This is a genomic window from Streptomyces sp. NPDC038213 (assembly GCF_055600495.1).
This window is the reverse complement of the sequence record NZ_JBVJYM010000005.1, coordinates 20,932-45,932: the sequence shown is the minus strand read 5'-3', so window position 1 is coordinate 45,932 and position 25,001 is coordinate 20,932. Positions and strand designations below refer to the sequence as shown.

Genomic DNA, 25,001 nt, shown 5'->3' with positions numbered 1-25,001 from the left:
GGTGACCACTCGCATCGGAGTCGTCACGTTCCCCGGAACGCTCGACGACCGTGACTCGCTGCGCGCCGTCCGCCTCGCGGGCGCAGAGCCGGTCTCCCTGTGGCACCGCGACAAGGACCTGCACCAGGTCGACGCGGTCGTCCTCGCGGGCGGCTTCTCCTACGGCGACTACCTGCGGGCGGGCGCCATCTCCCGCTTCTCGCCGGTCATGGAGACGATCATCGAGCAGGCGAGGGCGGGCATGCCCGTCCTGGGCATCTGCAACGGCTTCCAGATCCTCACCGAGGCCCATCTGCTGCCCGGCGCGATGCTGCGCAACAACCACCTCCACTTCATCTGCCGGGACCAGAAGCTCCGCGTCGAGAACGCGGACACCGCCTGGACCGGGGACTACGAGCAGGGCCAGGAGATCTCCGTCCCGCTCAAGAACATGGACGGCCGCTACACGGCCGACCGGCGCACCGTGGACGAACTGGAGGCCGAAGGCCGAGTGGCCTTCCGCTACCTGGACGTCAACCCCAACGGCTCGCTGAACGACATCGCCGGCATCACCAACGCCGAGGGCAACGTCGTCGGCCTGATGCCGCACCCGGAGCACGCGGTCGAGCCGCTGATCGGGACCGGCCGCACCGACGGCCTCCCGTTCTTCACCTCGGTCCTGAAGAAGCTGGTGAGCGCATGACCCTGGACACCGTCAAGCACGCGACGGAGACCCCGGACGCGGCCCAGCCGTGGAAGGAGCTCGGCCTCAAGGAGGACGAGTACCTGCGCATCCGCGAGATCCTCGGCCGCCGTCCCACCGGCGCCGAGCTGGCCATGTACTCCGTCATGTGGTCCGAGCACTGCTCGTACAAGAGCAGCAAGGTCCACCTGAAGCAGTTCGGCGAGAAGGCCCCCGAGAACACCGCCCTCCTCGTCGGCATCGGCGAGAACGCCGGCGTCGTGGACGTGGGCCAGGGCTACGCGGTCACCTTCAAGGTCGAGTCGCACAACCACCCCTCGTACATCGAGCCCTACCAGGGCGCGGCCACCGGCATCGGCGGCATCGTCCGCGACATCCTCGCGATGGGCGCCCGCCCGGTCGCCGTGGTGGACCCGCTGCGCTTCGGCGCGGCCGACCACCCGGACACCCGGCGCGTGCTGCCCGGCGTGGTCGCCGGCATCGGCGGGTACGGCAACTGCCTCGGCCTGCCGAACATCGGCGGCGAGGTCGTCTTCGACGCCTGCTACCAGGGCAACCCGCTCGTCAACGCCGGCTGCATCGGCGTGATGAAGCACGAGGACATCCACCTCGCCAAGGCCTCCGGCCCCGGCAACAAGGTCATCCTCTACGGCGCCCGCACCGGCGGCGACGGCATCGGCGGAGTCTCGGTCCTCGCGTCCGAGACCTTCGACGACAGCAAGCCGACCAAGCGCCCCGCCGTGCAGGTCGGCGACCCCTTCCAGGAGAAGCTCCTCATCGAGTGCACCCTGGAGGTCTTCAAGGAGGACCTGGTCGCCGGCATCCAGGACCTCGGCGGCGCCGGCCTGTCCTGCGCCACCTCCGAGCTGGCCTCCGCCGGCTCCGGCGGCATGCGGGTCGAGCTGGACTCCGTACCGCTGCGCGACGCGACGCTCTCGCCCGAGGAGATCCTCATGAGCGAGTCGCAGGAGCGCATGTGCGCGATCGTCGAGCCGCAGCACGTCGACCGCTTCATGGAGATCTGCGAGAAGTGGGACGTCATCGCCACCGTCATCGGTGAGGTGACCGAGGGCGAGCGCCTGGAGATCTTCTGGCACGGCGAGCAGATCGTCGACGTCCCGCCGGGCACGGTCGCCCACGAGGGCCCGACGTACCACCGCCCGTACGAGCGCCCCTCCTGGCAGGACGCCCTCCAGGCGGACGACGCCGGGAAGCTGCCCCGCCCGCAGAGCTCCGAGGAGCTGCGCGCGCAGGTCCTGCAGCTGGTCGGCTCCCCGAACCAGGCCTCGAAGTCCTGGATCACGGACCAGTACGACCGCTTCGTGCAGGGCAACACCGTGCTGGCCCAGCCCGAGGACGCGGGCATCGTCCGCATCGACGAGGAGACCAACCTCGGCGTGGCCATGGCCACCGACGGCAACGGCCGCTTCGCCAAGCTCGACCCGTACACGGGCGCGCAGCTGGCCCTGGCCGAGGCGTACCGCAACGTCGCCGCGACCGGCGCCAAGCCCCTGGCGATCTCCGACTGCCTGAACTTCGGCTCCCCCGAGGACCCGGGCGTCATGTGGCAGTTCGCCGAGGCCTGCCGCGGCCTGGCCGACGGCTGCCTGGAGCTGGGCACCCCGGTGACCGGCGGCAACGTCTCGCTGTACAACCAGACCGGCGACACGGCGATCCACCCGACCCCGGTCGTGGCGGTCCTCGGCGTGATCGACGACGTCAACCGCCGCACGCCGATGGCGTTCAAGGAGGAGGGCCAGCTGCTCTACCTCCTCGGCGACACCCGCGAGGAGTTCGGCGGCTCGGCCTGGTCCCAGGTCGTCCACGACCACCTCGGCGGCATGCCCCCGAAGGTGGACCTCGGCCGCGAGAAGCTGCTCGCCGAGATCCTCATCTCGGCCTCCCGCGACGGCATGGTCGACGCGGCGCACGACCTCTCGGACGGCGGCGTCATCCAGGCGCTGACCGAGTCCTGCCTGCGCGGCGGCAACGGCGCGCGCGTGGTCGTCCCCGAGGGCCTGGACGCCTTCACCTTCCTGTTCTCCGAGTCGGCGGGCCGGGCCATCGTGTCCGTACCGCGCAGCGAGGAGCTCCGCTTCACCGACATGTGCGGCGCCCGGGGCCTGCCGGCCGCCCGCATCGGTGTCGTGGACGGCCAGGAGATCGAGGTCCAGGGCGAGTTCAGCATCCCGCTGGCGGAGCTGCGCGAGGTCCACGAGGCGACCATCCCGGCGCTGCTCGCCTGAGCCGCCCGGCCGGGCCGGCCGCCGCCGCGGCCGGCGGCAAGCGGCCGTAGCGATTCCGTGTCCCCCACTGCCTTATGGCGGTGGGGGACGCGTTCGCATACTGGCGCCGTGACCGACTACGTCAAGTACCTCCCACCTGCCTCGATACCCGGGGGCGGGGCCGCGGACTGGCCGGTGGAGCAGGCCGACCGCTGGCGCCGGGCCCGGGTCCCGGCGGTCTTCGCCCCGGTCGCCGGGCCGTGGCTCCTCGGGCCGCTCGTGCTCACCTCGCTCGTGCTGATGGGCTGGAACGATCCCGGGGCGCCGGTCCGCGGCACGGACTGGGCCGGCTATCTGCAGGCGGCCCTGCTGACCGCCCTGCCGCTGTGGTTCCGCTGGGTGCCGTGGGCGGCCGCGGCCGCGGCCGCGGTGCTCCTCGCCACCGCCCCCTTCTCCTTCGCGGGCTACGCCGCCGCCGACGGGGAGGGCCGCAACGGCCTGTGGCTGCTGACCTGGACCGCCCTGTGGGCGGCGGCCGGCACCGCCTGGCGGCTGTGGGCCCGCCGCCGGCAGACCGCCCTCGCGCTGGCCGCGGCCGGCGAGGCCCGGCACCCGCTGCCGGAGCACCTGCCCGAGCCCCACCGCCGCCGCGGGTACCAGCCCACGGGGATCGGCGCGGGCCTGTGCCTGACCGGCGTGCTCCTGCTCGGCTGGGGCCTGTCCGCCGACCTCGGCGCACCGGCCCCGGGCCCGTACGACGCGATCGGCCAGCAGGTCTTCGCCCTCCTCTTCCTGCTGCCCGGCACCACGCTGCTCGGGTACGGGGTGGCCGCGCAGGCCGCCGTCCGCAGACTGCACCGGGGACCGCAGCCCGTACTGCGCGTCGGCGTGCGCTTCGGGTACGCCGGCAGCACCTGGCTCTACCCCGACGCCCGCACCCGGGACGCCCGGCCGGTCCTGCGCTTCCGGCACCGCACCCGCGACTGCGAGACCCGGCACAAGCAGCGCACCCTCCTGGGCGCCTCCGAGGAGGTCCTGCGCCGCAAGCACCACGACGTCAGCGGTTTCAGCGAGCCCTTCGAGGCGCTGCTGTACGGGCCTCCCCGCGAGGGCGCCGAACTGGTCCTGGAGCCCGCCGCGTACGGGTCCAGCAGTACCCGCCTCGAGGCCGCGGTGATCACGTCGCGCGCCCGGGACCTCTTCGGCAGCCCGCCGCACACGTGGTACCCGTCCGGTACCTCGTACCGGCTCAAGGAGCGCGAGCGGGAGCGCAAGGCGGCGGAGGAGCGGGCCAGGGAGCGGGAGAAGCGCTCCTCCGGATCCTCGGGCAGCGGCAGCTCCTGCGGCTCGTCGAGCAGCTGCGGCAGCAGCTGCGGCGGGGGCGGCTGCGGCGGGGACTGAGGAGCGGGGCGGACGCCGGGTGTCGGCCCCGTCGGGCACACTCCCCGTATGCCAGCAGCCAGGAAGCCGCGCCCCCGCTCCTACGACCCCGACCGGACCCGGGCGGCGGTGCTCGCCCAGTACGGGCACCTCTCCGAAGCCGTCGGGGCCCTGGACCCGCAGCAGCTGGCCGCACCCGCCGGACTCGGCGCGTGGACCGTGCGAGACCTGGCCGAGCACATCGCCTGGGTCATGGACTCGCTCTCCGCGGCGGCTGCCAGGCCCCCGGCGGCGCGGGCCGACCTGACCGTGCAGACCTGGCCCTCCGCCACGGAGCCCCGGGCGGAGGCGATCGCCGACGGGCACCGCGCCTCCCACGGCGGGGAGCCCGTGGACCTCGGCGACCTGTACGCGCGCACCGGCGAGCGCTTCGCCGAACTGCTCGCGGTGCTCCCCGGGGACCGGCTGCTCGCCCTCGGGGTCGGCGGGATGTCCGTAGCCGACTTCCTCACGACCCGGACCGTGGAGCTGACCGTCCACACCGACGACCTCAACCGCGCCCTCGGCCTCTCCGTACCCCTCGACCGCCAGGCCCTCGCGGCCTGCGTGCGGATCCTCGCCGACGCCCTCGCCGTCCGGGCCCCGGGCGGGGCGGTGGAGGTGCGGATCCCGCCCTTCGCCGTGGTCCAGTGCATCGAGGGCCCCCGGCACACCCGCGGCACCCCGCCCAACGTGGTCGAGACCGACCCGCTGACCTGGATCCGGCTGGCCACCGGCCGTCTCCCCTGGGCGCAGGCCCTCGCGGCGGGCCGGGTCGGCGCCAGCGGGGAGCGGGCCGACCTGGAGCCCGTCCTGCCCGTCATGGGCTGAGCCGGCCGGGCAGGGAACCGGATCCGTGGCCGCCGCGTCACACGGGCATGCGAATCCTCCGTCTTGCACCCGCGGCCCTCGTCGCCGCCCTCGCCCTCACCGGCTGCGGCAGCAGCACCGGTACGGACGCCGGCTCCGACGCCGGCACGGCTCCCCAGGAGGCCCTGACCGGCGTCAAGTGGAGCGTCGAGAGCGTGACCGTCGGCGGCAAGAAGACCGCCGCCCCCGCCGGGGCCGACCTGCTCGTCGAGGGCAACGAGGCCAGCGGCAACTACGGCTGCAACCGCTTCGGCGCGGACGTCACCCTCGACGGCCGGACCCTGACCGTGAAGCCGGGCGCGACCACCACCATGGCCTGCGACGCCATGGACTTCGAGTCCCTGTACGCCAAGACCCTCAAGGGCGCCCTCACGGTGAAGACCGAGGGCGACCGGCTGACCCTCACCAACGCCGCCGGCGACGTGATCAGCTTCAACTCCAAGGCCGCCGAGCCCGCGAAGACCTTCGCCGGCACCCAGTGGAACGTGGACTCCGTGGCCTCCGCCGGCCTCGACAGCGTCTCCTCCGTCCCCGAGGGCAAGACCTACTTCACCGTCGGGCAGAACGGGAAGGCCAGCGGCAGCCTCGGCTGCAACCGCTTCAACGCCACCGCCAAGGTCTCCGGCAGCACCGTGGTCTTCGGCCCGGTGGCCGCGACCCGGATGGCCTGCACCGGCCCCGAGGGCGACGCCGAGCGCGCCCTGACCGAGCTGTTCGCCTCCGGCCCCCTGACCTTCACCGTCGAGGGCGACTCCCTGACCCTGACCGCGAAGGACGGCAAGTCCGTCACCGCGAAGGCCGCCGAGGTCGTCGCGCAGTAGGCAGTACGTACGCACAGCAGGGGACCCCGGGCCCGCCGGGCGGCGGCCGCACGAACACCGCCCGGCAGCGGCCGCGGGGTCCCTCCGCGCGTATGCGCACGCACCCGCGCTTCACACCCCCGGGCCGTCAGGCCGGATACGGCAGCAGCCCCGCGTCCGTCCGCTCCCAGGCCGCCCGCAGCTCCGCGAGCCGCCGGGGCTCCAGCGCCGCCCTGTCGGCCTGCTCACGGACGTCGCCCGCCAGGTCGAAGAGCTGGTCGCGGCCCGTCTTGCCGCGGTAGTACTTCCAGTCTCCACGGCGCAGCGCCCGCTCCCCGCGCACCCGCCAGAACAGGTCCCGCTCCGGCACCCGCTCCCCGCGCAGCAGGTAGCCCGCGAGGCTGGTGCCGTCCAGCGGGAAGGCCCGGTCGGGGCGGGCCCCGGCCACCTCCAGCAGGGTGGCCGTCCAGTCCGGGGTGTACACCGGCAGGTCGCTGACCTGGCCGCCGTCGATCCGGGCGGGCCAGCGCACGATCGTGGGGACGCGGATCCCGCCCTCCTGGAGGGATCCCTTGTTCCCCGCCAGGGGCCAGTTGTACGAGAAGCGCTCGCCGCCGTTGTCGCTGGCGAAGAAGACCAGGGTGTCCTGCTCCCGGCCGGCCCGCCGCAGGGCCTTCAGCACCTCCCCGACGGACCGGTCGAGGTCCTCGACCAGCTCCTTGTACTTCCCGATCGAGCCGCCGTCCTGGTGCCACAGCGCCCGCCGGTCCCCGGCCCTGATCCGGCGGACGATCTCCGCGCTCTCCTCGGTGTCGCCCTCGGCGATCCAGGGCCAGTGCGGGGTGGTGAAGTTCAGGTTCAGCAGCCAGGGCCGGCCGCCGTGGTCCCGGGACACGTACTCGGCCGCCCGCTCGGTGAGGATCCGCGTGTAGTAGCGCAGGTCCTTGTACTCGGCGGCGCCCTCGTAGAGGTCGTACGAGCCGTCCCCGCCGAGCTTGGAGTAGTACTCCAGCGCCCCGCCGAAGTTCCCGAAGAACTCGTCCCAGCCGGAGCGGGTCGGGCTGTAGTCGGGCAGCGAGCCGCAGTGCCACTTGCCGATCAGGGCGGTGGCGTAGCCGGTGGAGCGCAGCAGCGAGGCCAGGGTCGGGTGGGTGGGCTCCAGGCCCGCCGACCGGTCCGCGATGGGCTCGGCCAGCCCGCCCTGCGTCCGGCCGGGGAAGCGGCCCGTGTACAGGCTGAAGCGGGTCGGGGAGCAGGTGGCGGAGCCCGAGTACGCGTCGGTGAAGCGCACCCCCTGGCGGGCGAGCCGGTCGAGGTTCGGGGTGCGGATGTGGCTGGAACCGTACGAGGACAGGTCGGCCCAGCCGAGGTCGTCGCCGAGGATGAACAGGATGTTGGGACGGCGTCCGGGGCGCTTCCCCGAGGCCCGGAAGGGACGCTCCGCAGGGGCCGCGGAGGACCCCGGAAGGGCCTCCGCGGGGGCTCCGGCAGCGGCCGCCGAGGCCGCTCCGAGGCCCGTGGAGGCGGCCGCTGCGGTGGCCGCGACACCCGCTCCGAAGGCACGTCGGGACAGGGGGCTGTTGGACGAAGACACAGGAACTCCAGGGCAGGGCGGGACCACCCGGCCCGGTGGCGGCGGCGGGGGACGGCGCGCGGCACGCAGGCCCGGGGCAGGGGTGGTCAAAAAGAGAGAAAAGGAAAGGAGTTGCGGCTACGCGAAACAGCGACAGATGGCGCTCGCGACACGGACCAGGTCAACGTGGCGGCGCTCGACGAGGGTGACCGCACGGTCACCGAGAGGCTGCATGGAGCGAGAGCCTGTACGAATTCGCTTGTAGATGTCAACAAGGTGATCCGAATACCGAGACGGAGGCATTCGGTCACCCTCTGTGCTGTGACATTTCCCGGCCGTCCCCAATTCGGACCAGTGGTCGATCTCGCCTACACTCAAGACGTGCCTCGTGGTGATGGACGACTCAACCACGACCTGCTCCCCGGCGAGAAGGGCCCCCAGGACGCTTGCGGCGTCTTCGGTGTCTGGGCTCCGGGTGAAGAGGTCGCCAAGCTCACCTACTTCGGACTGTATGCACTGCAGCACCGCGGACAAGAGTCCGCGGGCATCGCTGTGAGCAACGGTTCCCAGATCCTCGTCTTCAAGGACATGGGACTTGTCTCCCAGGTCTTCGACGAAACCTCCCTCGGCTCCCTCCAGGGCCATATCGCGGTCGGTCACGCCCGCTACTCCACCACCGGAGCCTCGGTGTGGGAGAACGCGCAGCCGACCTTCCGGGCGACCGCCCACGGCTCGATCGCCCTGGGACACAACGGCAACCTGGTCAACACGGCCGAGCTCGCCGGTATGGTCGCCGACCTCCCCCGGCAGGACGGCCGCGCCACCCAGGTCGCGGCGACCAACGACACCGACCTCGTCACGGCCCTGCTGGCCGGCCAGGTCGACGCCGACGGCAAGCCGCTGACCGTCGAGGAGTCCGCCCGTGTGGTGCTCCCGCAGGTCAAGGGGGCCTTCTCGCTCGTCTTCATGGACGAGAACACCCTCTACACCGCCCGTGACCCGCAGGGCATCCGCCCGCTGGTCCTCGGCCGCCTGGAGCGCGGCTGGGTGGTCGCGAGCGAGACCGCCGCCCTCGACATCTGCGGTGCCAGCTTCGTCCGCGAAGTGGAGCCCGGCGAGCTCATCGCGATCGACGAGAACGGCCTGCGCACCTCCCGATTCGCGGATGCGAAGCCCAAGGGCTGTGTGTTCGAGTACGTGTACCTGGCCCGCCCCGATACCGACATCGCCGGGCGGAACGTGTACCTCTCCCGGGTCGAGATGGGCCGCCGGCTGGCCAAGGAGGCGCCTGCCGACGCCGATCTGGTCATAGCGACTCCGGAGTCCGGTACCCCGGCCGCCGTGGGCTACGCCGAGGCCAGCGGGATCCCGTACGGCTCCGGCCTGGTGAAGAACGCCTACGTGGGCCGCACCTTCATCCAGCCCTCGCAGACCATCCGCCAGCTGGGCATCCGCCTCAAGCTGAACCCGCTCAAGGAAGTCATCCGCGGCAAGCGCCTGGTGGTCGTCGACGACTCGATCGTCCGCGGCAACACCCAGCGCGCCCTGGTCCGGATGCTCCGCGAGGCCGGCGCCGCCGAGGTCCACATCCGGATCTCGTCCCCGCCCGTCAAGTGGCCGTGCTTCTTCGGCATCGACTTCGCGACCCGCGCCGAGCTGATCGCCAACGGCATGTCCGTGGAGGAGATCGGCAAGTCCCTGGGCGCCGACTCCCTGTCGTACATCTCGATCGACTCGATGATCGAGGCGACGACGATCCAGAAGCCGAACCTGTGCCGCGCCTGCTTCGACGGCGAGTACCCCATGGAGCTGCCCGACCCGGAGCTCCTGGGCAAGCAGCTGCTGGAGACCGAGCTCGCGGGCGGCACCGACGCCGCCGACGCGCTGCGCCGCCCGTAACACCCGCTCAAACGCAGTAACGACACGAAAGTTCTCACCCATGCCTGAGACCACCGGTGCCTCCTACGCGTCCGCGGGCGTCGACATCGAGGCGGGCGACCGCGCCGTCGAGCTGATGAAGGAGTGGGTGAAGAAGACCCAGCGCCCCGAGGTCCTCGGCGGCCTCGGCGGGTTCGCCGGACTCTTCGACGCCTCCGCCCTCAAGCGCTACGAGCGCCCCCTGCTCGCCTCCGCCACGGACGGGGTCGGCACCAAGGTCGACATCGCCCGCCAGATGGGCGTGTACGACACCATCGGCCACGACCTGGTCGCGATGGTCATGGACGACATCGTCGTCTGCGGTGCCGAGCCGCTGTTCATGACCGACTACATCTGCGTGGGCAAGGTGCATCCCGAGCGGGTCGCCGCGATCGTCAAGGGCATCGCCGAGGGCTGCGTGCTCGCCGGTACGGCCCTGGTCGGCGGCGAGACGGCCGAGCACCCGGGCCTGCTCGGCCCGGACGAGTTCGACGTGGCCGGCGCCGGCACGGGCGTGGTCGAGTACGACCGACTGCTCGGCGCCGACCGCATCCGTAAGGGGGACGCGGTCATCGCGATGGCGTCCTCCGGACTTCACTCGAACGGGTACTCGCTCGTACGGCACGTGCTCTTCGACCGGGCCGGCATGACCCTCGAGCAGGAGGTCGCGGAGTTCGGCCGGACCCTCGGCGAGGAGCTCCTGGAGCCCACCAAGATCTACTCGCTGGACTGCATGGCGCTGATCCGCACCGCCGAGGTGCACGGGTTCTCGCACATCACCGGCGGCGGGCTCGCGGCCAACCTGGCCCGGGTCATCCCGGACCACCTGCACGCCACGGTCGACCGCTCGACCTGGGCCCCGGGCGCGGTGTTCGACCTGGTCGGCAAGGCCGGCAAGGTGGAGCAGCTGGAGCTGGAGAAGACCCTGAACATGGGCGTCGGCATGATGGCCGTCGTACCGCAGGAGTCCGTGGACGTGGCCCTGGCCACCCTGGCCGACCGGGGCGTCGACGCCTGGGTCGCGGGCGAGATCCTGGACCGCGGCGCGCACGCCGAGGGCGCCGAGCTGACCGGTGCGTACTCCGCCTGACCTGCACGTCCACCGGCGCGGGAGCGGGCTGCGGCCCGTTCCCGCGCAGTGCTCCGCCCGTGTGCCGGCAGCCGGAGCAGCACCCCGAGCAGCACTGAACCCGGTCCGGGATTCCCTGGACCGGGTTCGAGTGTGTGTTCGCTTGTGCAGTCAGCTCGGGGTCATGCGCCGCGACGCTGCGGGGACGGACCGGACTCCTCGTCCTCGTCGTCGTCCTCGTTGTACAGCTCCGCATAGCGGGCGTACGGGTCTTCTTCCTCGTCGTCGTCCTCGAACGGCTCGCCATTCGGCGGCTGGTTCGAAACCGGCTGCGAAGGTGATGCGCCCAGCTCGTTGGCCAGACGTGTGAGGTCGGTCCCGCCGCTGCTGTACTTCAGCTGGCGGGCGACCTTCGTCTGCTTGGCCTTTGCCCGGCCGCGCCCCATGGCTCGACCCCCTCGGTGACGGGGCTCGACGGCCCCAGAGTCTTGACACGCGTTCATGATTCGGAACGGGCTCTCGCTAGAGAGACCGGTCCGTAGGGCTTCAACGGTACCTGCTTCCGCGGCCATACGGTACGCCGCCCGCATGACGTGCCTCTGCGCAGTGCCTGCGAGACGCCCCGTACTCGCTGGTCAGCTGCGATTTTAGCTCCTTATTGACGGGCGACCCGCCGAAGCGCAGTGAGTCTCACCACGTCTTTCGGACGGGCCGCCCGGACATGCCCTTACGCCGTACGGGAGGAGCGCGCCTCGGCCATCCGCTGCTCGGCGACCCGGTCGGCCGCGGCGGCCGGCGGGATACCGTCCGCCTTTGCGCGAGCGAAGATCTCCAGGGTGGTGTCGAAGATCTTCGTGGCCTTCACCTTGCAGCGGTCGAAGTCGAAGCCGTGCAGCTCGTCGGCGACCTGGATGACACCGCCCGCGTTGACCACGTAGTCCGGCGCGTAGAGGATCCCGCGGTCGGCGAGGTCCTTCTCGATGCCGGGGTGGGCGAGCTGGTTGTTGGCCGCGCCGCAGACGATCTTCGCGGTGAGGACCGGGACCGAGTCGTCGTTGAGCGCGCCGCCCAGGGCGCAGGGGGCGTAGATGTCCAGCCCCTCGGTGCGGATGAGGGCCTCGGTGTCGGCGACCGCGGTGACCTGCGGGTGCTTGGCGAGGATGCGCTCGACGGACTCCTGGCGGACGTCCGTGATGACCACCTCGGCGCCGTCGGCCAGGAGGTGCTCGACCAGGTAGTGGCCCACCTTGCCGACGCCGACCACGCCGACCCTGCGGCCGCGGAGCGTGGGGTCGCCCCAGAGGTGCTGGGCGCTGGCGCGCATGCCCTGGAAGACGCCGAAGGCGGTGAGCACGGAGGAGTCGCCCGCGCCGCCGTTCTCGGGGGAGCGGCCGGTCGCCCAGCGGGTCTCGCGGGCCACGACGTCCATGTCGGCCACGTAGGTGCCGACGTCGCAGGCGGTCACGTAGCGGCCGCCGAGGGACTCGACGAAGCGCCCGTAGGCCAGCAGCAGCTCCTCCGACTTGAGGACGTCCGGGTCGCCGATGATGACGGCCTTGCCGCCGCCGTGGTCCAGGCCGGCCAGGGCGTTCTTGTACGACATGCCGCGGGAGAGGTTCAGCGCGTCGAGGACGGCCTCCTCGTCGCTGGCGTAGGCGTGGAACCGGGTGCCGCCGAGGGCCGGGCCCAGGGCGGTCGAGTGGATGGCGATGACGGCCTTCAGGCCGGTGGCGCGGTCCTGGCACAGCACGACTTGCTCATGGCCTCCCTGCTCCGAGCGGAACAGGGTGTGCAGGACGCCGTCGGTCATTTCGGTCACGGTGGTGACTCCCATAAGTGATGCGGCGGGGGCCCTCCTGCGGGTGGGGAGGGCGTGTGTGAGCAGCGTAAGACCTGGGGGCCGCCCCGGGGGGCCGGGTGCCCAGGATCACCCCCCGCGGGGAGTACGCGTAGCGGGGCGGGCCGAGGGGGAGGAGGTGGGGGTGAATCCATCCCTCACCGTGCCGTACGCCTCCTACCTGCGCGTGTACGAGCCCCTCGCGGCCTTCCCGGAGCCGGAGCGCACCCACTGGGCGGACTACGCCCGGCGCGGGCCGTGCCCGTCGTACCAGGAGGAACTGCGCCGGTCGCTGGCGGACTTGGCCGCGGTGCCCCCGGCGGGGGTGCCGGCGCAGGAGAGCGCGGACGCCTTCACGGCGGTGGTGGACGGGGTGCTGCTGGTCTGCCCGTGGCGGACCCGGCTGCGGGGCTGGCTGGCCCTCCAGGAGCTGTCGGCGGACTTCCCGGCCCCGGTGCTGGACCTGGCGCTGCCGCCGGTGGTCCGCAAGCAGGCGGAGGCGGACTACGAGCGCTGGCGGGAGCGGAACCCGGACGCGCGCCCCTGGATCCGCACGGCGGTCTGGCAGGTGCCGCTGCGCTGGTTCGTGCTGGTGGCCGACGAGGAGCGCGAGTACCGGCCGGGGGAGCTGCTGCGGTACCGGACGCCGATGGTGCAGGCCCGGCGGCGGCTGGCGCGGGCGCTGCGGGTGCTGCGGGGGGTCGAGGGCGAGGAGGCCGAGTCCCACGCGGTGCTGGCCGAGGGGCTGGTGGAGGTGGGGCGCTGGCTGGAGGAATTCCACCCGCGCTCGCTGGTGGAGCTGGACTACGGCGGGCTGGTGCACGCGCTGCCCGCGGACCGGCTGGCGGAGGACCGCTCGGCGGCGGACCTCGCGGAGGGCCTGCGGGCGCTGGGGGCGGGGGACGGGGAGGCGGCCGGGGCGGAGTACGTCAAGCTGAGCGGGCGGTGGCGGGCGGTCCGGGAGCGGCTCTTCGCGAACTAATCGCAGGTGAGGGGTGCGCGGGAGGCCCGATCGGGTGATACTCGGGTCTTAGTGCCGGGACCTACGTCCTGATCCGGGCCAATGGCCCAAGCGTGACGGACCGCACTAACTTCACCCTTGCGCCGTTCCCCTACCCTCGTGCCAAAATAGGACAAGGAGTCTGGGGAGGGTTCCTTCCGCCCAACTCCGGGCGGATCGCTTGGTATTGCACTCTATGGGGGGCCCGGTGGCTCCCGATCGCTGTGTGACTGATCGTCACTGTGGGGTGACTGTCCGTTATGGGGGGGTCCATCGGCTTCCGTCGCGGATGAACACCTCAGAGGGCAATTCCATCGGTTTGGCCGACGAGGCTGGACAGATGGTGTAGTTGTAGTGCCGAGGACAAGCCGTTCGTCCTATAACCGACTCGGCCCGCGTATGTCCATTTCGGGCAACGCGGGCCAAGGTGCAGAATTTAGAGGAAAGAACCGAGATGGTTCGGTTCTCCCGAGGAGGCCGCTCATGACCGCTCGCACCCCTGATGCCGAGCCGCTGCTGACCCCGGCTGAGGTTGCCACCATGTTCCGCGTGGACCCGAAGACGGTTACCCGCTGGGCCAAGGCCGGCAAGCTCACGTCCATCCGCACCCTGGGTGGACACCGCCGTTACCGCGAGGCTGAGGTCCGCGCCCTGCTGGCGGGAATTCCGCAGCAGCGCAGCGAGGCCTGAGTATCGCAGCACCCCGTTTTGCCGGGCTCTTTCCGGATCCCCCAATCCGATAAGCCCACCTAGCTTCATACGGTCGGACCTGCCCCAACAGGTCCTCCCAGGCCGTCGATCGCGCTGGACTCCGCCGGGTCCAGCGCGATTTTTTTGTGCCCGCCCGGGGCCTTCCGAGGTGGGGTGCAATGGCACATATAAAATCGACCCCGTGTATGTGTGCCATAAATAAGGGTGCTCCGAAAACTCGTGTGGTGACTCCCGTCACACCTGATCGCTCTTGTATATCCGGCATTGCACCCGTAAGGGGACTTCGGCGGCGAGACCGGTCATGCGTTCGTGGGACTTTGGTCCCGCTGCGGTTCATCGTCTAATCGGAATTAATCATTCCGCCCCCTGGCGGGGGTCAAACCTCCGCTCCGCGGGCAACCCGGACCGGTCCGTCCACTCCGTCGTACGCACCGGGACACGCCGTCGTACGTACCGGGGCACCCCGGAAACGCCGCAGGGCCCGTATCTCCGAGAGATACGGGCCCTGCACCTGCGATCCTGACGGGACTTGAACCCGCGACCTCCACCTTGACAGGGTGGCGAGCTAACCAACTGCTCCACAGGACCTTGCTTGCATCCGCCGGGCGGCTGCGAACAAGACTGTACAGCAGGTCAGGGCCTCCGGTCGAACCCGGCTCCTCAGGCCCCGACGATGGCGTCGATCGCCTTCACGATCCGCTTGTCGGAGACGGGGTACGCCGTCCCCAGCGCGTGCGCGAAGTAGCTGACCCGGAGCTCCTCGATCATCCAGCGGACGTCCGTCACCGCCGCCGGCACCGGCCGGCCCTTCGGCAACTGCTCCAGCAGCCAGGCGTACTCGTCCTGCATCTCGTGGACCTTCTCCATGCGCGTGGTGTCGCGCTGGGCGCCCGTCGGCATCTGCTGGAGCCGCCGGTCCGCCGCCACGAGGTAGCGCATCAGGTCCGGCAGCCGCTTCAGCCCGGTCAGGGTGACGAAGCCGGGCGGCACGAGGGCCGCCAGCTGCGTCCTGACGTCCTGCACGTTCGCGACCAGGGCCAGGCTGTTCGTGCTCTTCAGGCGGCGCTCACAGGCCTGCCAGGCGGCCAGGATCTGCTGCACCTGCCCGACGGTGTGCACGGTCGCCTCCACGAGGTCCGCGCGGACGGCGTCGAAGAGCCTCCGGAAGGACTGCTCGTCCCAGGCCGGGCCGCCGTGGTCGGCGATCAGCCGGTCCGCCGCGGCGGTCGCGCAGTCGTCGAACAGGGCCTGCACCGAGCCGTGCGGGTTCCGCGACAGGGCCAGCTTCTGCTGGTTGCCGAGCCGGTCCGAGGCGAACTTCGCCGGGTTCACCGGGATGTTCAGCATGATCAGCCGGCGGGTGCCCCGCCACATGGCCTCGGCCTGCTCGGCCTCGGTGTCGAAGAGCCGTACGGAGACGCTGTCGCCCGCGTCCACGAGCGCCGGGTAGGCCTTGACCGGCTGTCCGGCCCGCCGGGTCTCGAAGACCTTCGAGAGGGTCCCGATGGTCCAGTCGGTCAGCCCGGTGCGCTCCAGGGACTCGCCGCCCGCGCGCTCGGCGGTGGCGGCCGCGGCCTTGGAGAGGGCCTGGCGGGCCTTCGGCTTCAGCCGGAGCCGCAGGGCCTCCAGGTCCTTGTCCTCGGCGATCTTGCGGCGCCGCTCGTCGACGATCCGGAAAGTGATCTTCAGGTGCTCCGCCAGGCGGCCCAGGTCGAAGTCCTCGGCCTTGACCGGCACCCCGACCATCCGCTGGAGCTCCCGGGCCAGGGTGACCGTCAGCGGCTCCTGGAGGGGCACCGCCGTGTCCAGGAAGCGGCCGGCGAAGTTCGGCGCGGGGACGTAGTGCCGGCGGACCGGCTTGGGCAGCGAGCGGATCAGCTCGGTGACGACCTCCTCGCGCAGCCCCGGGATCTGCCAGTCGAAGCCCTCGCCGGTGACCTGGTTGAGGACCTGGAGCGGCACGTGGACGGTCACGCCGTCCGCGTCCGCGCCCGGCTCGAACTGGTAGGTCACGCGGAACTTGAGCGGGCCCTGGCGCCAGGAGTCCGGATAGTCGTCCTTCGTGACCCCGGCGGCCTTCTCCGTGAGCAGCATCTCCCGCTCGAAGTCGAGGAGTTCGGGCTCCTCGTGCTTCTTGTGCTTCCACCAGGAGTCGAAGTGGGCGCCGGAGACGACGTGCTCGGGGATCCGCTTGTCGTAGAAGTCGAAGAGGGTCTCGTCGTCCACGAGGATGTCGCGGCGGCGGGCCCGGTGCTCCAGCTCCTCGACCTCGGTGAGCAGCTTGCGGTTGTCCGCGTAGAACTTGTGGTGCGTACGCCAGTCGCCCTCGACGAGCGCGTTGCGGATGAAGAGCTCGCGGGAGACCTCGGGGTCGATCCGGCCGTAGTTGATCTTCCGCTGGGCCACGATCGGGACCCCGTACAGGGTGACCTTCTCGTACGCCATCACGGCCGCCTGGTCCTTCTCCCAGTGCGGCTCGCTGTACGTGCGCTTGATCAGGTGCTGCGCCAGCGGCTCGACCCACTCCGGCTCGACCTTCGCGTTGACCCGGGCCCACAGCCGCGAGGTCTCCACCAGCTCCGCCGACATCAGGAACCTGGGCTGCTTCTTGAAGAGCGCCGAACCCGGGAAGACGGCGAACTTGGCCGACCGGGCGCCCAGGTACTCGTTCTTGTCGGTGTCCTTCAGGCCGATGTGCGAGAGCAGGCCTGCGAGCAGCGAGACGTGGACGCTCTGCTCCGGCGCATCCTCCTCGTTGAGGTGGATGCCCATGGTCTTCGCGACCGTGCGCAGCTGCGAGTAGATGTCCTGCCACTCGCGGATCCGCAGGAAGTTCAGGTACTCCTGCTTGCACATCCGGCGGAACGAGGACGAGCCCCGCTCCTTCTGCTGCTCGCGCACGTAGCGCCACATGTTCAGGAAGGCCAGGAAGTCCGAGGTCTCGTCCTTGAACCGGGCGTGCTGCTGGTCCGCCTGCGTCTGCTTGTCCGAGGGCCGCTCGCGCGGGTCCTGGATGGACAGCGCCGCCGCGATGACCATGACCTCGCGGACGCAGCCGTTCTTGTCGGCCTCCACGACCATGCGGGCCAGCCGCGGGTCCACGGGCAGCTGCGAGAGCTTGCGGCCCATCGGCGTGAGCCGCTTCTTCGGGTCCTTCTCCGCCGGATCCAGCGCCCCCAGCTCCTGGAGGAGCTGTACGCCGTCGCGGATGTTGCGGTGGTCCGGCGGGTCGATGAAGGGGAACTTCTCGATCTCGCCGAGCCCGGCCGCGGTCATCTGGAGGATGACGGAGGCGAGGTTCGTACGGAGGATCTCGGCGTCCGTGAACTCCGGGCGGGAGAGGAAGTCGTCCTCGGAGTACAGGCGGATGCAGATGCCGTCCGAGGTGCGGCCGCAGCGGCCCTTGCGCTGGTTCGCGCTGGCCTGGCTGACCCGCTCGATCGGCAGCCGCTGCACCTTCGTGCGGTGGCTGTAGCGCGAGATGCGGGCCGTGCCCGGGTCGATCACGTACTTGATGCCGGGGACGGTCAGCGAGGTCTCGGCCACGTTGGTCGCCAGGACGATCCTGCGTCCGGTGTGCTGCTGGAAGACCCGGTGCTGCTCGGCGTGCGACAGGCGCGCGTACAGCGGCAGGACCTCGGTGAAGCGGAGCTTCTTCTTGATGAGGGCGTCCGCGGTGTCGCGGATCTCGCGCTCGCCGGAGAGGAAGACCAGGATGTCGCCGGGCCCCTCGGCCTGGAGCTCGTCCACGGCCTCGCAGATCGCGGTGATCTGGTCCCGGTCGCTGTCCTCGGAGTCCTCTTCGAGGAGCGGCCGGTAGCGCACCTCCACCGGGTACGTGCGGCCGCTGACCTCGACGATCGGCGCGTCCCCGAAGTGCCGGGAGAAGCGCTCGGGGTCGATGGTCGCCGAGGTGATCACGACCTTGAGGTCGGGGCGCTTCGGCAGCAGCTGGGCGAGGTACCCCAGGAGGAAGTCGATGTTGAGGCTGCGCTCGTGCGCCTCGTCGATGATGATCGTGTCGTAGGCGCGCAGCTCGCGGTCCGTCTGGATCTCCGCGAGCAGGATGCCGTCCGTCATCAGCTTCACGAAGGTCGCGTCCGGGTCCACCTGGTCGGTGAAGCGGACCTTCCAGCCGACCGTCTGCCCGATCTCGGTCCGCAGCTCCTCGGCGATCCGCTCGGCGACGGTGCGGGCGGCGATCCGCCGGGGCTGGGTGTGTCCGATCATGCCGCGGACGCCCCGGCCCAGCTCCATGCAGATCTTGGGGATCTGCGTGGTCTTGCCGGAACCGGTCTCACCGGCGACGATCACGACCTGGTGGTCGCGTATCGCCTCGGCGATCTCGTCCTTCTTCTGGCTGACGGGCAGGTTCTCGGGATACGTGACCTCGGGCAGCCGGGCCGCGCGCCTGGCCGTCCGCTCGGCGGCCTTGCCGGCCTCCGCGGCGATCTCGTCCAGTACGGCCTGCCTGGCCTCGGGCTTGCGGATGCGGCGGGCGCCTTCGAGACGACGGCCGAGCCGGTGAGCGTCGCGGAGCGAGATCTCACCGAGCTGGGTCTGCAGGGCGGCGAAGGAAGTAGACATACAAGTTCGATGCTCTCACCAGGGGGCGCCGGGTGGCGAACGCATTCTGCGCGGCACCCCGTAGCATTCCGGACGAGATCTCCCAAACGACCCGCCGAAGCGAGTGAGAGGCCTGTCATGCCCCGCCCCCGGACCACCGCGTCCCGCAAGCCGCTGCTGATCTCCGCCGGGGTCGCACTCGCCGCCGTCGCCCTCGGGCTGGCCTCCTGGCAGGCCACCGCGCCCGGGGAGGAGGAGCCCGCGCCCGCAGCCGCCGCCGTGGGCGCCGCGCCGAGCCGCACCCCGCAGTCCGAGCCCCTCTCCGAAGGCCAGCAGGAGCTGCTGAAGCTGGCCCGCCGGGATGCGGCCGACCCGCTGGCGGCCGGCCGCGCCGACGCGCCCGTGGTGCTGATCGAGTACGCCGACTACCGCTGCGGCTACTGCGGCAAGTTCGCCCGGGACAACGAGCCCGTCCTGCTGCGCAAGTACGTCGAGGACGGCACCCTGCGCATCGAGTACCGGAACTTCCCGATCTTCGGCGAGGAGTCCGAGGCCGCCGCGCGGGCCGCCTGGGCGGCCGGGCAGCAGGGCCGCTTCAAGCAGTTCCACGCAGCCGCGTACGCCGAGGGGGCGAAGGAGAAGGGCTTCGGAGCGGACCGGCTCGTCGCCCTCGCCCGCGAGGCCGGGGTCCCCGACCTCGCCCGCTTCCGCACCGACATGGACGGCTCCGCCGCCGAGGCCGCGGTCAAGACCGACCAGGCCGAGGGCTACCGCATCGGGGTCAGCAGCACCCCGTCCTTCCTGGTCAACGGGCACCCGATCGCCGGGGCCCAGCCCCTGGAGGCCTTCGAGGCGGCCATCGAGGCGGCCCGCGCACAGGCCGCGCTGCACGGCAGCCCGAAGCCCGTTACCGCGGAGTCCGGCACCCCGCAGTCGGGCACGGCGCCGTCCGGTACGGCCGGCTAGATGGAGATCGGCTACCTCGCGGCCTTCCTCGGCGGGCTGCTGGCCCTCCTCAGCCCGTGCAGCGCCCTGCTCCTGCCGGCCTTCTTCGCGTACTCGATCGACTCCGCCTCGCGGCTGCTGGCCCGGACCGGGATCTTCTACGCGGGCCTCGCCACCACCCTGGTCCCGCTCGGGGCCGCCGGCTCCCTCGCCGGCCGGTTCTTCTACGGCCACCGGGACCAGCTGGTCCTGGCCGGCGGCTGGCTGATCATCGCGCTGGGCCTGGCGCAGATCCTCGGCCTGGGCTTCGCCTCGCGGCGGCTGTCCGGGCTGTCCGGGCGGATCCGCCCGACCACGGCCCTGTCCGTGTACGCCCTCGGCGCGGTCTACGGCCTGGCCGGGTTCTGCGCCGGGCCGATCCTGGGCAGCGTCCTGACGGTGGCCGCGGTGAGCGGCTCCCCGGTCTACGGCGGGCTGCTGCTGGCCGTGTACGCGCTGGGGATGGCCGTGCCGCTGTTCCTGCTCGCCCTGCTGTGGGAGCGCTTCGACCTGGGGAGGCGGCGCTGGCTGCGGGGCCGCGAACTGGCCGCGGGCCCGCTGCGGCTGCACACGACCTCGCTGCTGTCGGGGCTGTTCTTCGTCCTGCTGGGCGCGCTCTTCCTGGCGTACGACGGGGCGAGCGCCCTGCCGGGGCTGCTGGACGTGGACGACTCGTACGCCGTCGAGCAGTGGGTGCGGGGCTTCGCGGACCGGGTGCCGGACTGGGCCCTGCTGGGCCTGGTCGCCGCGGGTGCGCTGGGCGCGGGGGCCGTGCAGTGGCGCCGGGCCCGGGCGGCGGGCGCGGAAGAGGGGTAGACCGTACGGGTGCGGGGCCGGGATGCCGGTCCCGCACCCGTATCCGTGCGCCGGTATCCCCCCGGGGAATGCAGAAGGCCCCGTCCGGATCGGACGGGGCCTTCACTTGTGGCTGGGGCCGGGGTCGAACCGGCGACCTATCGCTTTTCAGGCGATCGCTCGTACCAACTGAGCTACCCAGCCACGCACCTCTTGCGAGGTGCAGCGATCCTGACGGGACTTGAACCCGCGACCTCCACCTTGACAGGGTGGCGAGCTAACCAACTGCTCCACAGGACCTGGCTCGTACGAGATTGCTCTCGCACGGGTAAAGCGTGCCCCCAACGGGATTCGAACCCGTGCTACCGCCTTGAAAGGGCGGCGTCCTGGGCCACTAGACGATGAGGGCTAAGGGCCCACCTGGGCGCTTCTCAGCGCGTCGGGGACGTGAGAAGCATATGGGATGGGGCTGGGTATCGCCAAAACGGTTTCCTCCGGAGGGAGAATGGCCGCGTGCTGGAGATGACGCGCGAGGAGTTCGAGGAGCTTGTCGCCGAGGCCCTGGACCGGATCCCGCCCGAGCTGACGCGGTTGATGGACAACGTCGCCGTGTTCGTCGAGGACGAGCCCCCGGCGGACGATCCGGAGCTGCTCGGCCTCTACGAGGGGACGCCGCTGACCGACCGGGGCGAGTGGTACGCCGGGGTGCTCCCGGACCGGATCACGATCTACCGCAACCCCACCCTGCGGATGTGCGAGGACCGCGAGGACGTGGTCGCGGAGACCGAGATCACCGTCGTGCACGAGATCGCCCACCACTTCGGCATCGACGACGACCGGCTCCACGAGCTGGGCTACGGGTGACCGGCCCGCAGGGGCGGGTGCTCGCCGCCGTCGCGGCGGGCGGGGCGGCCGGGGCGCTGGCGCGGTACGCCGCCTCCCTGGCCTGGCCGGCCGCCCCGGGCGCCTTCCCGTGGGCGACCTTCTGGGTGAACGTCTCCGGGTGCGCCCTGATCGGGGTGCTGATGCCCCTGGTCGCCGAGGGCGGCCGCGGCGCGCACCCGCTGTTGCGGCCATTCCTGGGCACCGGGGTGCTGGGCGGCTACACCACCTTCTCCACGTACGCCCTGGACGTCTCGCGGCTGCTCGGCCGCGGGGAGGCGGGCACGGCGGTGGCGTACGCGGGCCTGACGGCGGCCGGGGCGCTGGGCGCGGTGTGGGCGGCGGCGGCCGCCACGCGGCGGGCGGTGCGCGGGGCCGGGGGCCGGGCCGGCGGGGTGCGCGCGTGAACTGGCTGCTGGTGGCCCTCGGCGCGGCGGTCGGCGCGCCGCTGCGGTACCTGGCGGACCGGGCGGTGCAGACGCGGCACGACGGGGTGTTCCCGTGGGGGACGTTCGCGGTCAACGCGGCCGGCAGCCTGGTGCTGGGCGCCCTGGCGGGGGCCGCGCTCTCGGGTGCGGGGCCGACCGGGTCGGCAGGGGTGCAGGCGCTCCTCGGGACGGGCCTGTGCGGGGCCCTGACGACGTATTCGACGTTCTCGTACGAGACCCTGCGGCTGGCCGAGGGCGGGCGGGGGCTCCTGGCGGCGGCGAACGTGACCGCGTCGGTGCTGGCGGGGCTGGGCGCCGTCCACCTGGGCTCGACGGTGGCGCAGGCGCTGGCTGCGGGCTGACGCGGGCCGGGTCGGGCCGGGCTGACGTGGGCTGGGGCGGGCTGCCGGGAGCGCATCCCGCCGGTCCGGTGCGGGACCGGCGCGGCCCCCGCGGCGCCTGGGGCGTGTCTCTTACGGGGCAAAGGGAGTTGGGCACATTGACCCGCTCACCGCGGACCACTCGTGCCCCTGTCCCGGAGGTGCCGCCCGTGCGCCAGATCCCCGCAACCGTCCGACTGGCCGTCACCGCGCTCGCGGTCGCGGCCTCCGCGGGCTGCATGAGCGTGACCGACGACGCGGCCAAGCCCGGCCCCTCCTCGTCCGCAGACCGCCGCGAGGCGGCCGCCGACCCCGGTTCGGGTACCGGGTACGGGCAGGCCGGCCGGGGCGGCGGGGGCGGGTACGGGGCGAAGGGCGAGAAGGGCGCCCAGGAGGACGGCGGGGACGGGCCCGGCGGTGCGGGCGGGGACGGGAAGCCGGGCGCCACCTCCAGCCCGGGAGCGGCGGCCGGGGCCCCCGGCGGCGGACCCTCGCCCTCCGGCCCGGCCGCGGGCGGTCCCGGCGGCGCCGGGCCGGGTCCGCAGCAGCCCGGACCGGGCGGGACCGACGGCGGTGCCTCGGCGGGCTCGGGCGGGGACGGCGGCGCCGGGGGCCCGGGCGGGCCCGGGGGCGGCGGGGAGCCGACCCCGCCGGTGGACCCGCCGGTGAGCGAGAGCCCGGCGCCCGAGCCCTCCCCGGAGCCCCCGTCGCCGGAGCCCTCCTCGGCCCCCGAACCGCAGCCCCAGGCCGCCGGGGAGCGGGTCGTCACGGTGGGCGAACCGCAGGCATCGGTGCAGGCCGGCCCGGTTTAGGGCCGTACGACTTGCCATGGTGGGGGGGAGGTGCGTATGGTTATAGATCGTTTGATCCCATTGCCCGGCGCCGCACCCGAAGAGCGCCGCGTGGCGCGTACTCTCCCTTGCCGTGGCTGACCGCATCGAGGCGGTCGATTTTGCGATTCACGGAGTTTGGGCGCGTGCCGAGACTCCGGAAGGTTTCGCATTCGCATGTCCATTTCCAGTTCTGACCGCTCCGCCATGCCCGAGAACGACTCGGTCGAGGCCGTCGACACCCTTGCTGTCGACGAGGCCATCGAGGCGTTCGAGGCCGATGTGGCCGACATGACGGACGAGGCCGATGAGGCCGCTGTCGCCGCCGAGCTCGACGAGGCCGACGAGCCCGCTGAGGCTGCCGAGCCGACGCTCACCTTCGCGGACCTCGGTCTGCCGGAGGGCGTCGTCCGCAAGCTCGCGCAGAACGGCGTCACCACCCCCTTCCCGATCCAGGCGGCGACCATCCCGGACGCCCTGGCCGGCAAGGACATCCTCGGCCGCGGCCGCACCGGCTCCGGCAAGACCCTCTCCTTCGGTCTGCCGCTGCTCGCCACCCTGGCCGGCGGCTACACCGACAAGAAGAAGCCCCGCGGCGTCATCCTGACCCCGACCCGCGAGCTCGCGATGCAGGTCGCGGACGCCCTCCAGCCCTACGGCGACGTGCTCGGCCTGAAGATGAAGGTCGTCTGCGGCGGTACGTCGATGGGCAACCAGATCTACGCCCTCGAGCGCGGCGTCGACATCCTCGTCGCCACCCCGGGCCGGCTGCGCGACATCATCAACCGCGGCGCCTGCTCCCTGGAGCAGGTCAAGATCGCGGTCCTCGACGAGGCCGACCAGATGGCCGACCTGGGCTTCCTGCCCGAGGTCACCGAGCTGCTCGACCAGGTCCCGGCCGGCGGCCAGCGCCTGCTGTTCTCCGCCACGCTGGAGAACGAGATCGACACGCTCGTCAAGCGCTACCTGGTGAACCCGGTCACGCACGAGGTCGACCCCTCCGCCGGCGCCGTCACGACCATGACCCACCACGTCCTGGTCGTGAAGCCGAAGGACAAGGCCCCGGTCACCGCGGCCATCGCCGCCCGCAAGGGCCGCACCATCATCTTCGTCCGCACCCAGCTGGGCGCCGACCGCATCGCCGAGCAGCTGCGCGACGCCGGTGTGAAGGCCGACGCCCTGCACGGCGGCATGACCCAGGGCGCCCGTACCCGCACCCTCGCGGACTTCAAGGACGGCTACGTCAACGCGCTCGTCGCCACCGACGTCGCCGCCCGCGGCATCCACGTCGACGGCATCGACCTGGTCCTGAACGTGGACCCGGCCGGTGACCACAAGGACTACCTGCACCGCTCGGGCCGCACCGCCCGCGCTGGCCGCTCCGGTGTCGTGGTCTCCCTGGCCCTGCCGCACCAGCGCCGCCAGATCTTCCGCCTGATGGAGGACGCGGGCGTCGACGCCTCGCGCCACATCGTCGGCGGCGCCGGCGCCTTCGACCCGGAGGTCGCCGAGATCACCGGCGCCCGTTCGCTGACCGAGGTCCAGGCCGACTCCGCGGCCAACGCCGCCAAGCAGGCCGAGCGCGAGGTCGCCGACCTCACCAAGCAGCTGGAGCGCCTCCAGCGCCGCGCCGTCGAGCTCCGCGAGGACGCCGACCGCCTCATCTCCCGCGCCGCCCGCGAGCGCGGCGAGGACCCGGAGGCCGCCGTGGCCGAGGTCACCGAGGCCGCCGAGGCCGAGGTGGCGGCGGAGATCGCGGCCGCGCCGGCCGTCGAGGAGCGCACCGAGCGCTTCGAGCGCCGCGACGACCGCAACGACCGCGGCTTCGAGCGCCGTGACGACAACCGTGGTGGCGGCTTCCGTCGCGACGACCGTCGTGACGACAACCGCGGCGGTGGCTTCCGTCGTGACGACAACCGCGGTGGCGGCTTCAACCGCGACCGCAACGACCGCGGCTTCGAGCGCCGTGACGACAACCGTGGTGGCGGCTTCCGTCGCGACGACCGTCGTGACGACAACCGCGGCGGTGGCTT

General features: G+C 72.0%; 21 protein-coding genes and 4 tRNA genes. 16 read left to right on the top strand and 9 right to left on the bottom strand.

All coding sequences use genetic code 11. From position 1 onward, the window contains the following. Position 1 precedes the first annotated feature (1 nt). The 5 genes from purQ (at position 2) to ACZ7JZ_RS09535 (ending at position 6,017) form a co-directional block, all read left to right on the top strand. Complete coding sequence (gene purQ / locus ACZ7JZ_RS09555) at positions 2 to 682, top strand: phosphoribosylformylglycinamidine synthase subunit PurQ (RefSeq protein ID WP_470935368.1); 681 nt, start codon at positions 2 to 4, stop codon at positions 680 to 682. Beyond that, entirely contained in the window at positions 679 to 2,928 is a 2,250-nt protein-coding gene (purL, locus tag ACZ7JZ_RS09550; protein ID WP_470935365.1) for a phosphoribosylformylglycinamidine synthase subunit PurL, read from the top strand. Before purQ ends, purL begins: the two co-directional genes overlap by 4 nt. Before the next feature lie 108 nt (positions 2,929 to 3,036). Continuing rightward, a complete protein-coding gene (locus ACZ7JZ_RS09545) occupies positions 3,037 to 4,308 on the top strand; it encodes a hypothetical protein (RefSeq protein WP_470935362.1) in 1,272 nt (423 codons plus the stop codon). A 48-nt stretch (positions 4,309 to 4,356) separates the two neighbouring features. Further along, positions 4,357 to 5,157, top strand: coding sequence for a maleylpyruvate isomerase family mycothiol-dependent enzyme (locus ACZ7JZ_RS09540; RefSeq protein WP_470935360.1), 801 nt, complete (start codon positions 4,357 to 4,359; stop codon positions 5,155 to 5,157). Between the two features lie 47 nt (positions 5,158 to 5,204). Continuing rightward, complete coding sequence (locus tag ACZ7JZ_RS09535) at positions 5,205 to 6,017, top strand: META domain-containing protein (RefSeq protein ID WP_470935357.1); 813 nt, start codon at positions 5,205 to 5,207, stop codon at positions 6,015 to 6,017. Positions 6,018 to 6,144: 127 nt separating this feature from the next. Here the strand turns inward: ACZ7JZ_RS09535 and ACZ7JZ_RS09530 are convergent, their stop codons facing one another. Both ACZ7JZ_RS09530 and ACZ7JZ_RS09525 read right to left on the bottom strand, forming a co-directional pair. Beyond that, positions 6,145 to 7,590: a sulfatase family protein gene (locus ACZ7JZ_RS09530; protein ID WP_470935354.1), complete on the bottom strand. Its 1,446-nt coding sequence runs from the start codon at positions 7,588 to 7,590 to the stop codon at positions 6,145 to 6,147. 117 nt (positions 7,591 to 7,707) lie between these two features. Further along, positions 7,708 to 7,803, bottom strand: a complete 96-nt coding sequence (locus ACZ7JZ_RS09525) for a putative leader peptide (RefSeq protein ID WP_365076803.1) — start codon at positions 7,801 to 7,803, stop codon at positions 7,708 to 7,710. 147 nt (positions 7,804 to 7,950) lie between these two features. Between ACZ7JZ_RS09525 and purF the strand changes: the two genes are divergently transcribed. Next, positions 7,951 to 9,468, top strand: a complete 1,518-nt coding sequence (gene purF, locus ACZ7JZ_RS09520; RefSeq protein WP_470935350.1) for an amidophosphoribosyltransferase — start codon at positions 7,951 to 7,953, stop codon at positions 9,466 to 9,468. Between the two features lie 40 nt (positions 9,469 to 9,508). Continuing rightward, positions 9,509 to 10,576 carry a phosphoribosylformylglycinamidine cyclo-ligase gene (purM, locus tag ACZ7JZ_RS09515; RefSeq protein WP_470935347.1) on the top strand — a complete coding sequence of 356 codons (1,068 nt, stop codon included), beginning with the start codon at positions 9,509 to 9,511 and terminating at the stop codon, positions 10,574 to 10,576. A 161-nt stretch (positions 10,577 to 10,737) separates the two neighbouring features. Here the strand turns inward: purM and ACZ7JZ_RS09510 are convergent, their stop codons facing one another. After that, positions 10,738 to 11,001: a DUF3073 domain-containing protein gene (locus ACZ7JZ_RS09510; RefSeq protein ID WP_470935344.1), complete on the bottom strand. Its 264-nt coding sequence runs from the start codon at positions 10,999 to 11,001 to the stop codon at positions 10,738 to 10,740. A gap of 281 nt (positions 11,002 to 11,282) precedes the next feature. After that, positions 11,283 to 12,389 (bottom strand): Leu/Phe/Val dehydrogenase, encoded by a 1,107-nt coding sequence (locus tag ACZ7JZ_RS09505; RefSeq protein ID WP_470935341.1) that lies wholly within the window; start codon positions 12,387 to 12,389, stop codon positions 11,283 to 11,285. A 142-nt stretch (positions 12,390 to 12,531) separates the two neighbouring features. Here ACZ7JZ_RS09505 and ACZ7JZ_RS09500 point away from each other — a divergent pair, with 142 nt between their 5' ends. Together ACZ7JZ_RS09500 and bldC are read left to right on the top strand one after the other, a co-directional pair. Continuing rightward, positions 12,532 to 13,374, top strand: a complete 843-nt coding sequence (locus ACZ7JZ_RS09500) for a DUF8083 family protein (RefSeq protein WP_470935338.1) — start codon at positions 12,532 to 12,534, stop codon at positions 13,372 to 13,374. Between the two features lie 501 nt (positions 13,375 to 13,875). Beyond that, on the top strand, positions 13,876 to 14,082 hold the full coding sequence (bldC, locus tag ACZ7JZ_RS09495) for a developmental transcriptional regulator BldC (protein ID WP_003949541.1): 207 nt from the start codon (positions 13,876 to 13,878) through the stop codon (positions 14,080 to 14,082). A 535-nt stretch (positions 14,083 to 14,617) separates the two neighbouring features. On the opposite strand, the gene ACZ7JZ_RS09490 is transcribed toward bldC, so the two are convergent. Continuing rightward, positions 14,618 to 14,691, bottom strand: a tRNA-Asp gene (locus tag ACZ7JZ_RS09490). A 72-nt stretch (positions 14,692 to 14,763) separates the two neighbouring features. Next, the gene (gene hrpA / locus ACZ7JZ_RS09485; protein ID WP_470935336.1) at positions 14,764 to 18,690 is read right to left on the bottom strand and encodes an ATP-dependent RNA helicase HrpA; all 3,927 of its coding nucleotides are present in this window, start codon (positions 18,688 to 18,690) and stop codon (positions 14,764 to 14,766) included. Between the two features lie 117 nt (positions 18,691 to 18,807). On the opposite strand from hrpA, the gene ACZ7JZ_RS09480 reads away from it, so the two are divergent. Both ACZ7JZ_RS09480 and ACZ7JZ_RS09475 read left to right on the top strand, forming a co-directional pair. Continuing rightward, positions 18,808 to 19,635 (top strand): DsbA family protein, encoded by an 828-nt coding sequence (locus ACZ7JZ_RS09480; protein WP_470935333.1) that lies wholly within the window; start codon positions 18,808 to 18,810, stop codon positions 19,633 to 19,635. Then, positions 19,636 to 20,469 carry a cytochrome c biogenesis CcdA family protein gene (locus ACZ7JZ_RS09475; protein ID WP_470935330.1) on the top strand — a complete coding sequence of 278 codons (834 nt, stop codon included), beginning with the start codon at positions 19,636 to 19,638 and terminating at the stop codon, positions 20,467 to 20,469. 109 nt (positions 20,470 to 20,578) lie between these two features. Here the strand turns inward: ACZ7JZ_RS09475 and ACZ7JZ_RS09470 are convergent. The 3 genes from ACZ7JZ_RS09470 to ACZ7JZ_RS09460 all read right to left on the bottom strand — a co-directional run bounded on the left by ACZ7JZ_RS09470 (position 20,579) and on the right by ACZ7JZ_RS09460 (position 20,857). Next, positions 20,579 to 20,652, bottom strand: a tRNA-Phe gene (locus ACZ7JZ_RS09470). Positions 20,653 to 20,674: 22 nt separating this feature from the next. Continuing rightward, positions 20,675 to 20,748: transfer RNA gene (locus ACZ7JZ_RS09465), tRNA-Asp, on the bottom strand. Positions 20,749 to 20,784: 36 nt separating this feature from the next. Beyond that, positions 20,785 to 20,857, bottom strand: a tRNA-Glu gene (locus tag ACZ7JZ_RS09460). 104 nt (positions 20,858 to 20,961) lie between these two features. On the opposite strand from ACZ7JZ_RS09460, the gene ACZ7JZ_RS09455 reads away from it, so the two are divergent. The 5 genes from ACZ7JZ_RS09455 to ACZ7JZ_RS09435 all read left to right on the top strand — a co-directional run. Further along, positions 20,962 to 21,312, top strand: coding sequence for a metallopeptidase family protein (locus tag ACZ7JZ_RS09455; protein ID WP_470935327.1), 351 nt, complete (start codon positions 20,962 to 20,964; stop codon positions 21,310 to 21,312). Then, the gene (locus ACZ7JZ_RS09450) at positions 21,309 to 21,737 is read left to right on the top strand and encodes a FluC/FEX family fluoride channel (protein ID WP_470935324.1); all 429 of its coding nucleotides are present in this window, start codon (positions 21,309 to 21,311) and stop codon (positions 21,735 to 21,737) included. The genes ACZ7JZ_RS09455 and ACZ7JZ_RS09450 overlap by 4 nt, the downstream gene beginning before the upstream one ends. Then, entirely contained in the window at positions 21,734 to 22,120 is a 387-nt protein-coding gene (locus ACZ7JZ_RS09445; RefSeq protein WP_470935321.1) for a fluoride efflux transporter FluC, read from the top strand. Before ACZ7JZ_RS09450 ends, ACZ7JZ_RS09445 begins: the two co-directional genes overlap by 4 nt. Before the next feature lie 188 nt (positions 22,121 to 22,308). Next, the gene (locus ACZ7JZ_RS09440) at positions 22,309 to 22,950 is read left to right on the top strand and encodes a hypothetical protein (protein ID WP_470935318.1); all 642 of its coding nucleotides are present in this window, start codon (positions 22,309 to 22,311) and stop codon (positions 22,948 to 22,950) included. A 195-nt stretch (positions 22,951 to 23,145) separates the two neighbouring features. Then, a partial coding sequence (locus tag ACZ7JZ_RS09435) for a DEAD/DEAH box helicase (RefSeq protein ID WP_470935315.1) occupies positions 23,146 to 25,001 on the top strand: 1,856 nt, incomplete at its 3' end.

What these genes read in the sequence shown, in the direction of transcription:
- purL (WP_470935365.1), top strand. Translation starts at nt 679, where the DNA reads ATGACCCTGGACACCGTCAAGCACGCGACGGAGACCCCGGACGCGGCC.
- ACZ7JZ_RS09540 (WP_470935360.1), top strand. Translation starts at nt 4,357, where the DNA reads ATGCCAGCAGCCAGGAAGCCGCGCCCCCGCTCCTACGACCCCGACCGG.
- ACZ7JZ_RS09535 (WP_470935357.1), top strand. Translation starts at nt 5,205, where the DNA reads ATGCGAATCCTCCGTCTTGCACCCGCGGCCCTCGTCGCCGCCCTCGCC.
- ACZ7JZ_RS09525 (WP_365076803.1), bottom strand. Translation starts at nt 7,803, where the DNA reads ATGCAGCCTCTCGGTGACCGTGCGGTCACCCTCGTCGAGCGCCGCCAC.
- purM (WP_470935347.1), top strand. Translation starts at nt 9,509, where the DNA reads ATGCCTGAGACCACCGGTGCCTCCTACGCGTCCGCGGGCGTCGACATC.
- ACZ7JZ_RS09510 (WP_470935344.1), bottom strand. Translation starts at nt 11,001, where the DNA reads ATGGGGCGCGGCCGGGCAAAGGCCAAGCAGACGAAGGTCGCCCGCCAG.
- ACZ7JZ_RS09505 (WP_470935341.1), bottom strand. Translation starts at nt 12,389, where the DNA reads ATGGGAGTCACCACCGTGACCGAAATGACCGACGGCGTCCTGCACACC.
- bldC (WP_003949541.1), top strand. Translation starts at nt 13,876, where the DNA reads ATGACCGCTCGCACCCCTGATGCCGAGCCGCTGCTGACCCCGGCTGAG.
- hrpA (WP_470935336.1), bottom strand. Translation starts at nt 18,690, where the DNA reads ATGTCTACTTCCTTCGCCGCCCTGCAGACCCAGCTCGGTGAGATCTCG.
- ACZ7JZ_RS09480 (WP_470935333.1), top strand. Translation starts at nt 18,808, where the DNA reads ATGCCCCGCCCCCGGACCACCGCGTCCCGCAAGCCGCTGCTGATCTCC.
- ACZ7JZ_RS09475 (WP_470935330.1), top strand. Translation starts at nt 19,636, where the DNA reads ATGGAGATCGGCTACCTCGCGGCCTTCCTCGGCGGGCTGCTGGCCCTC.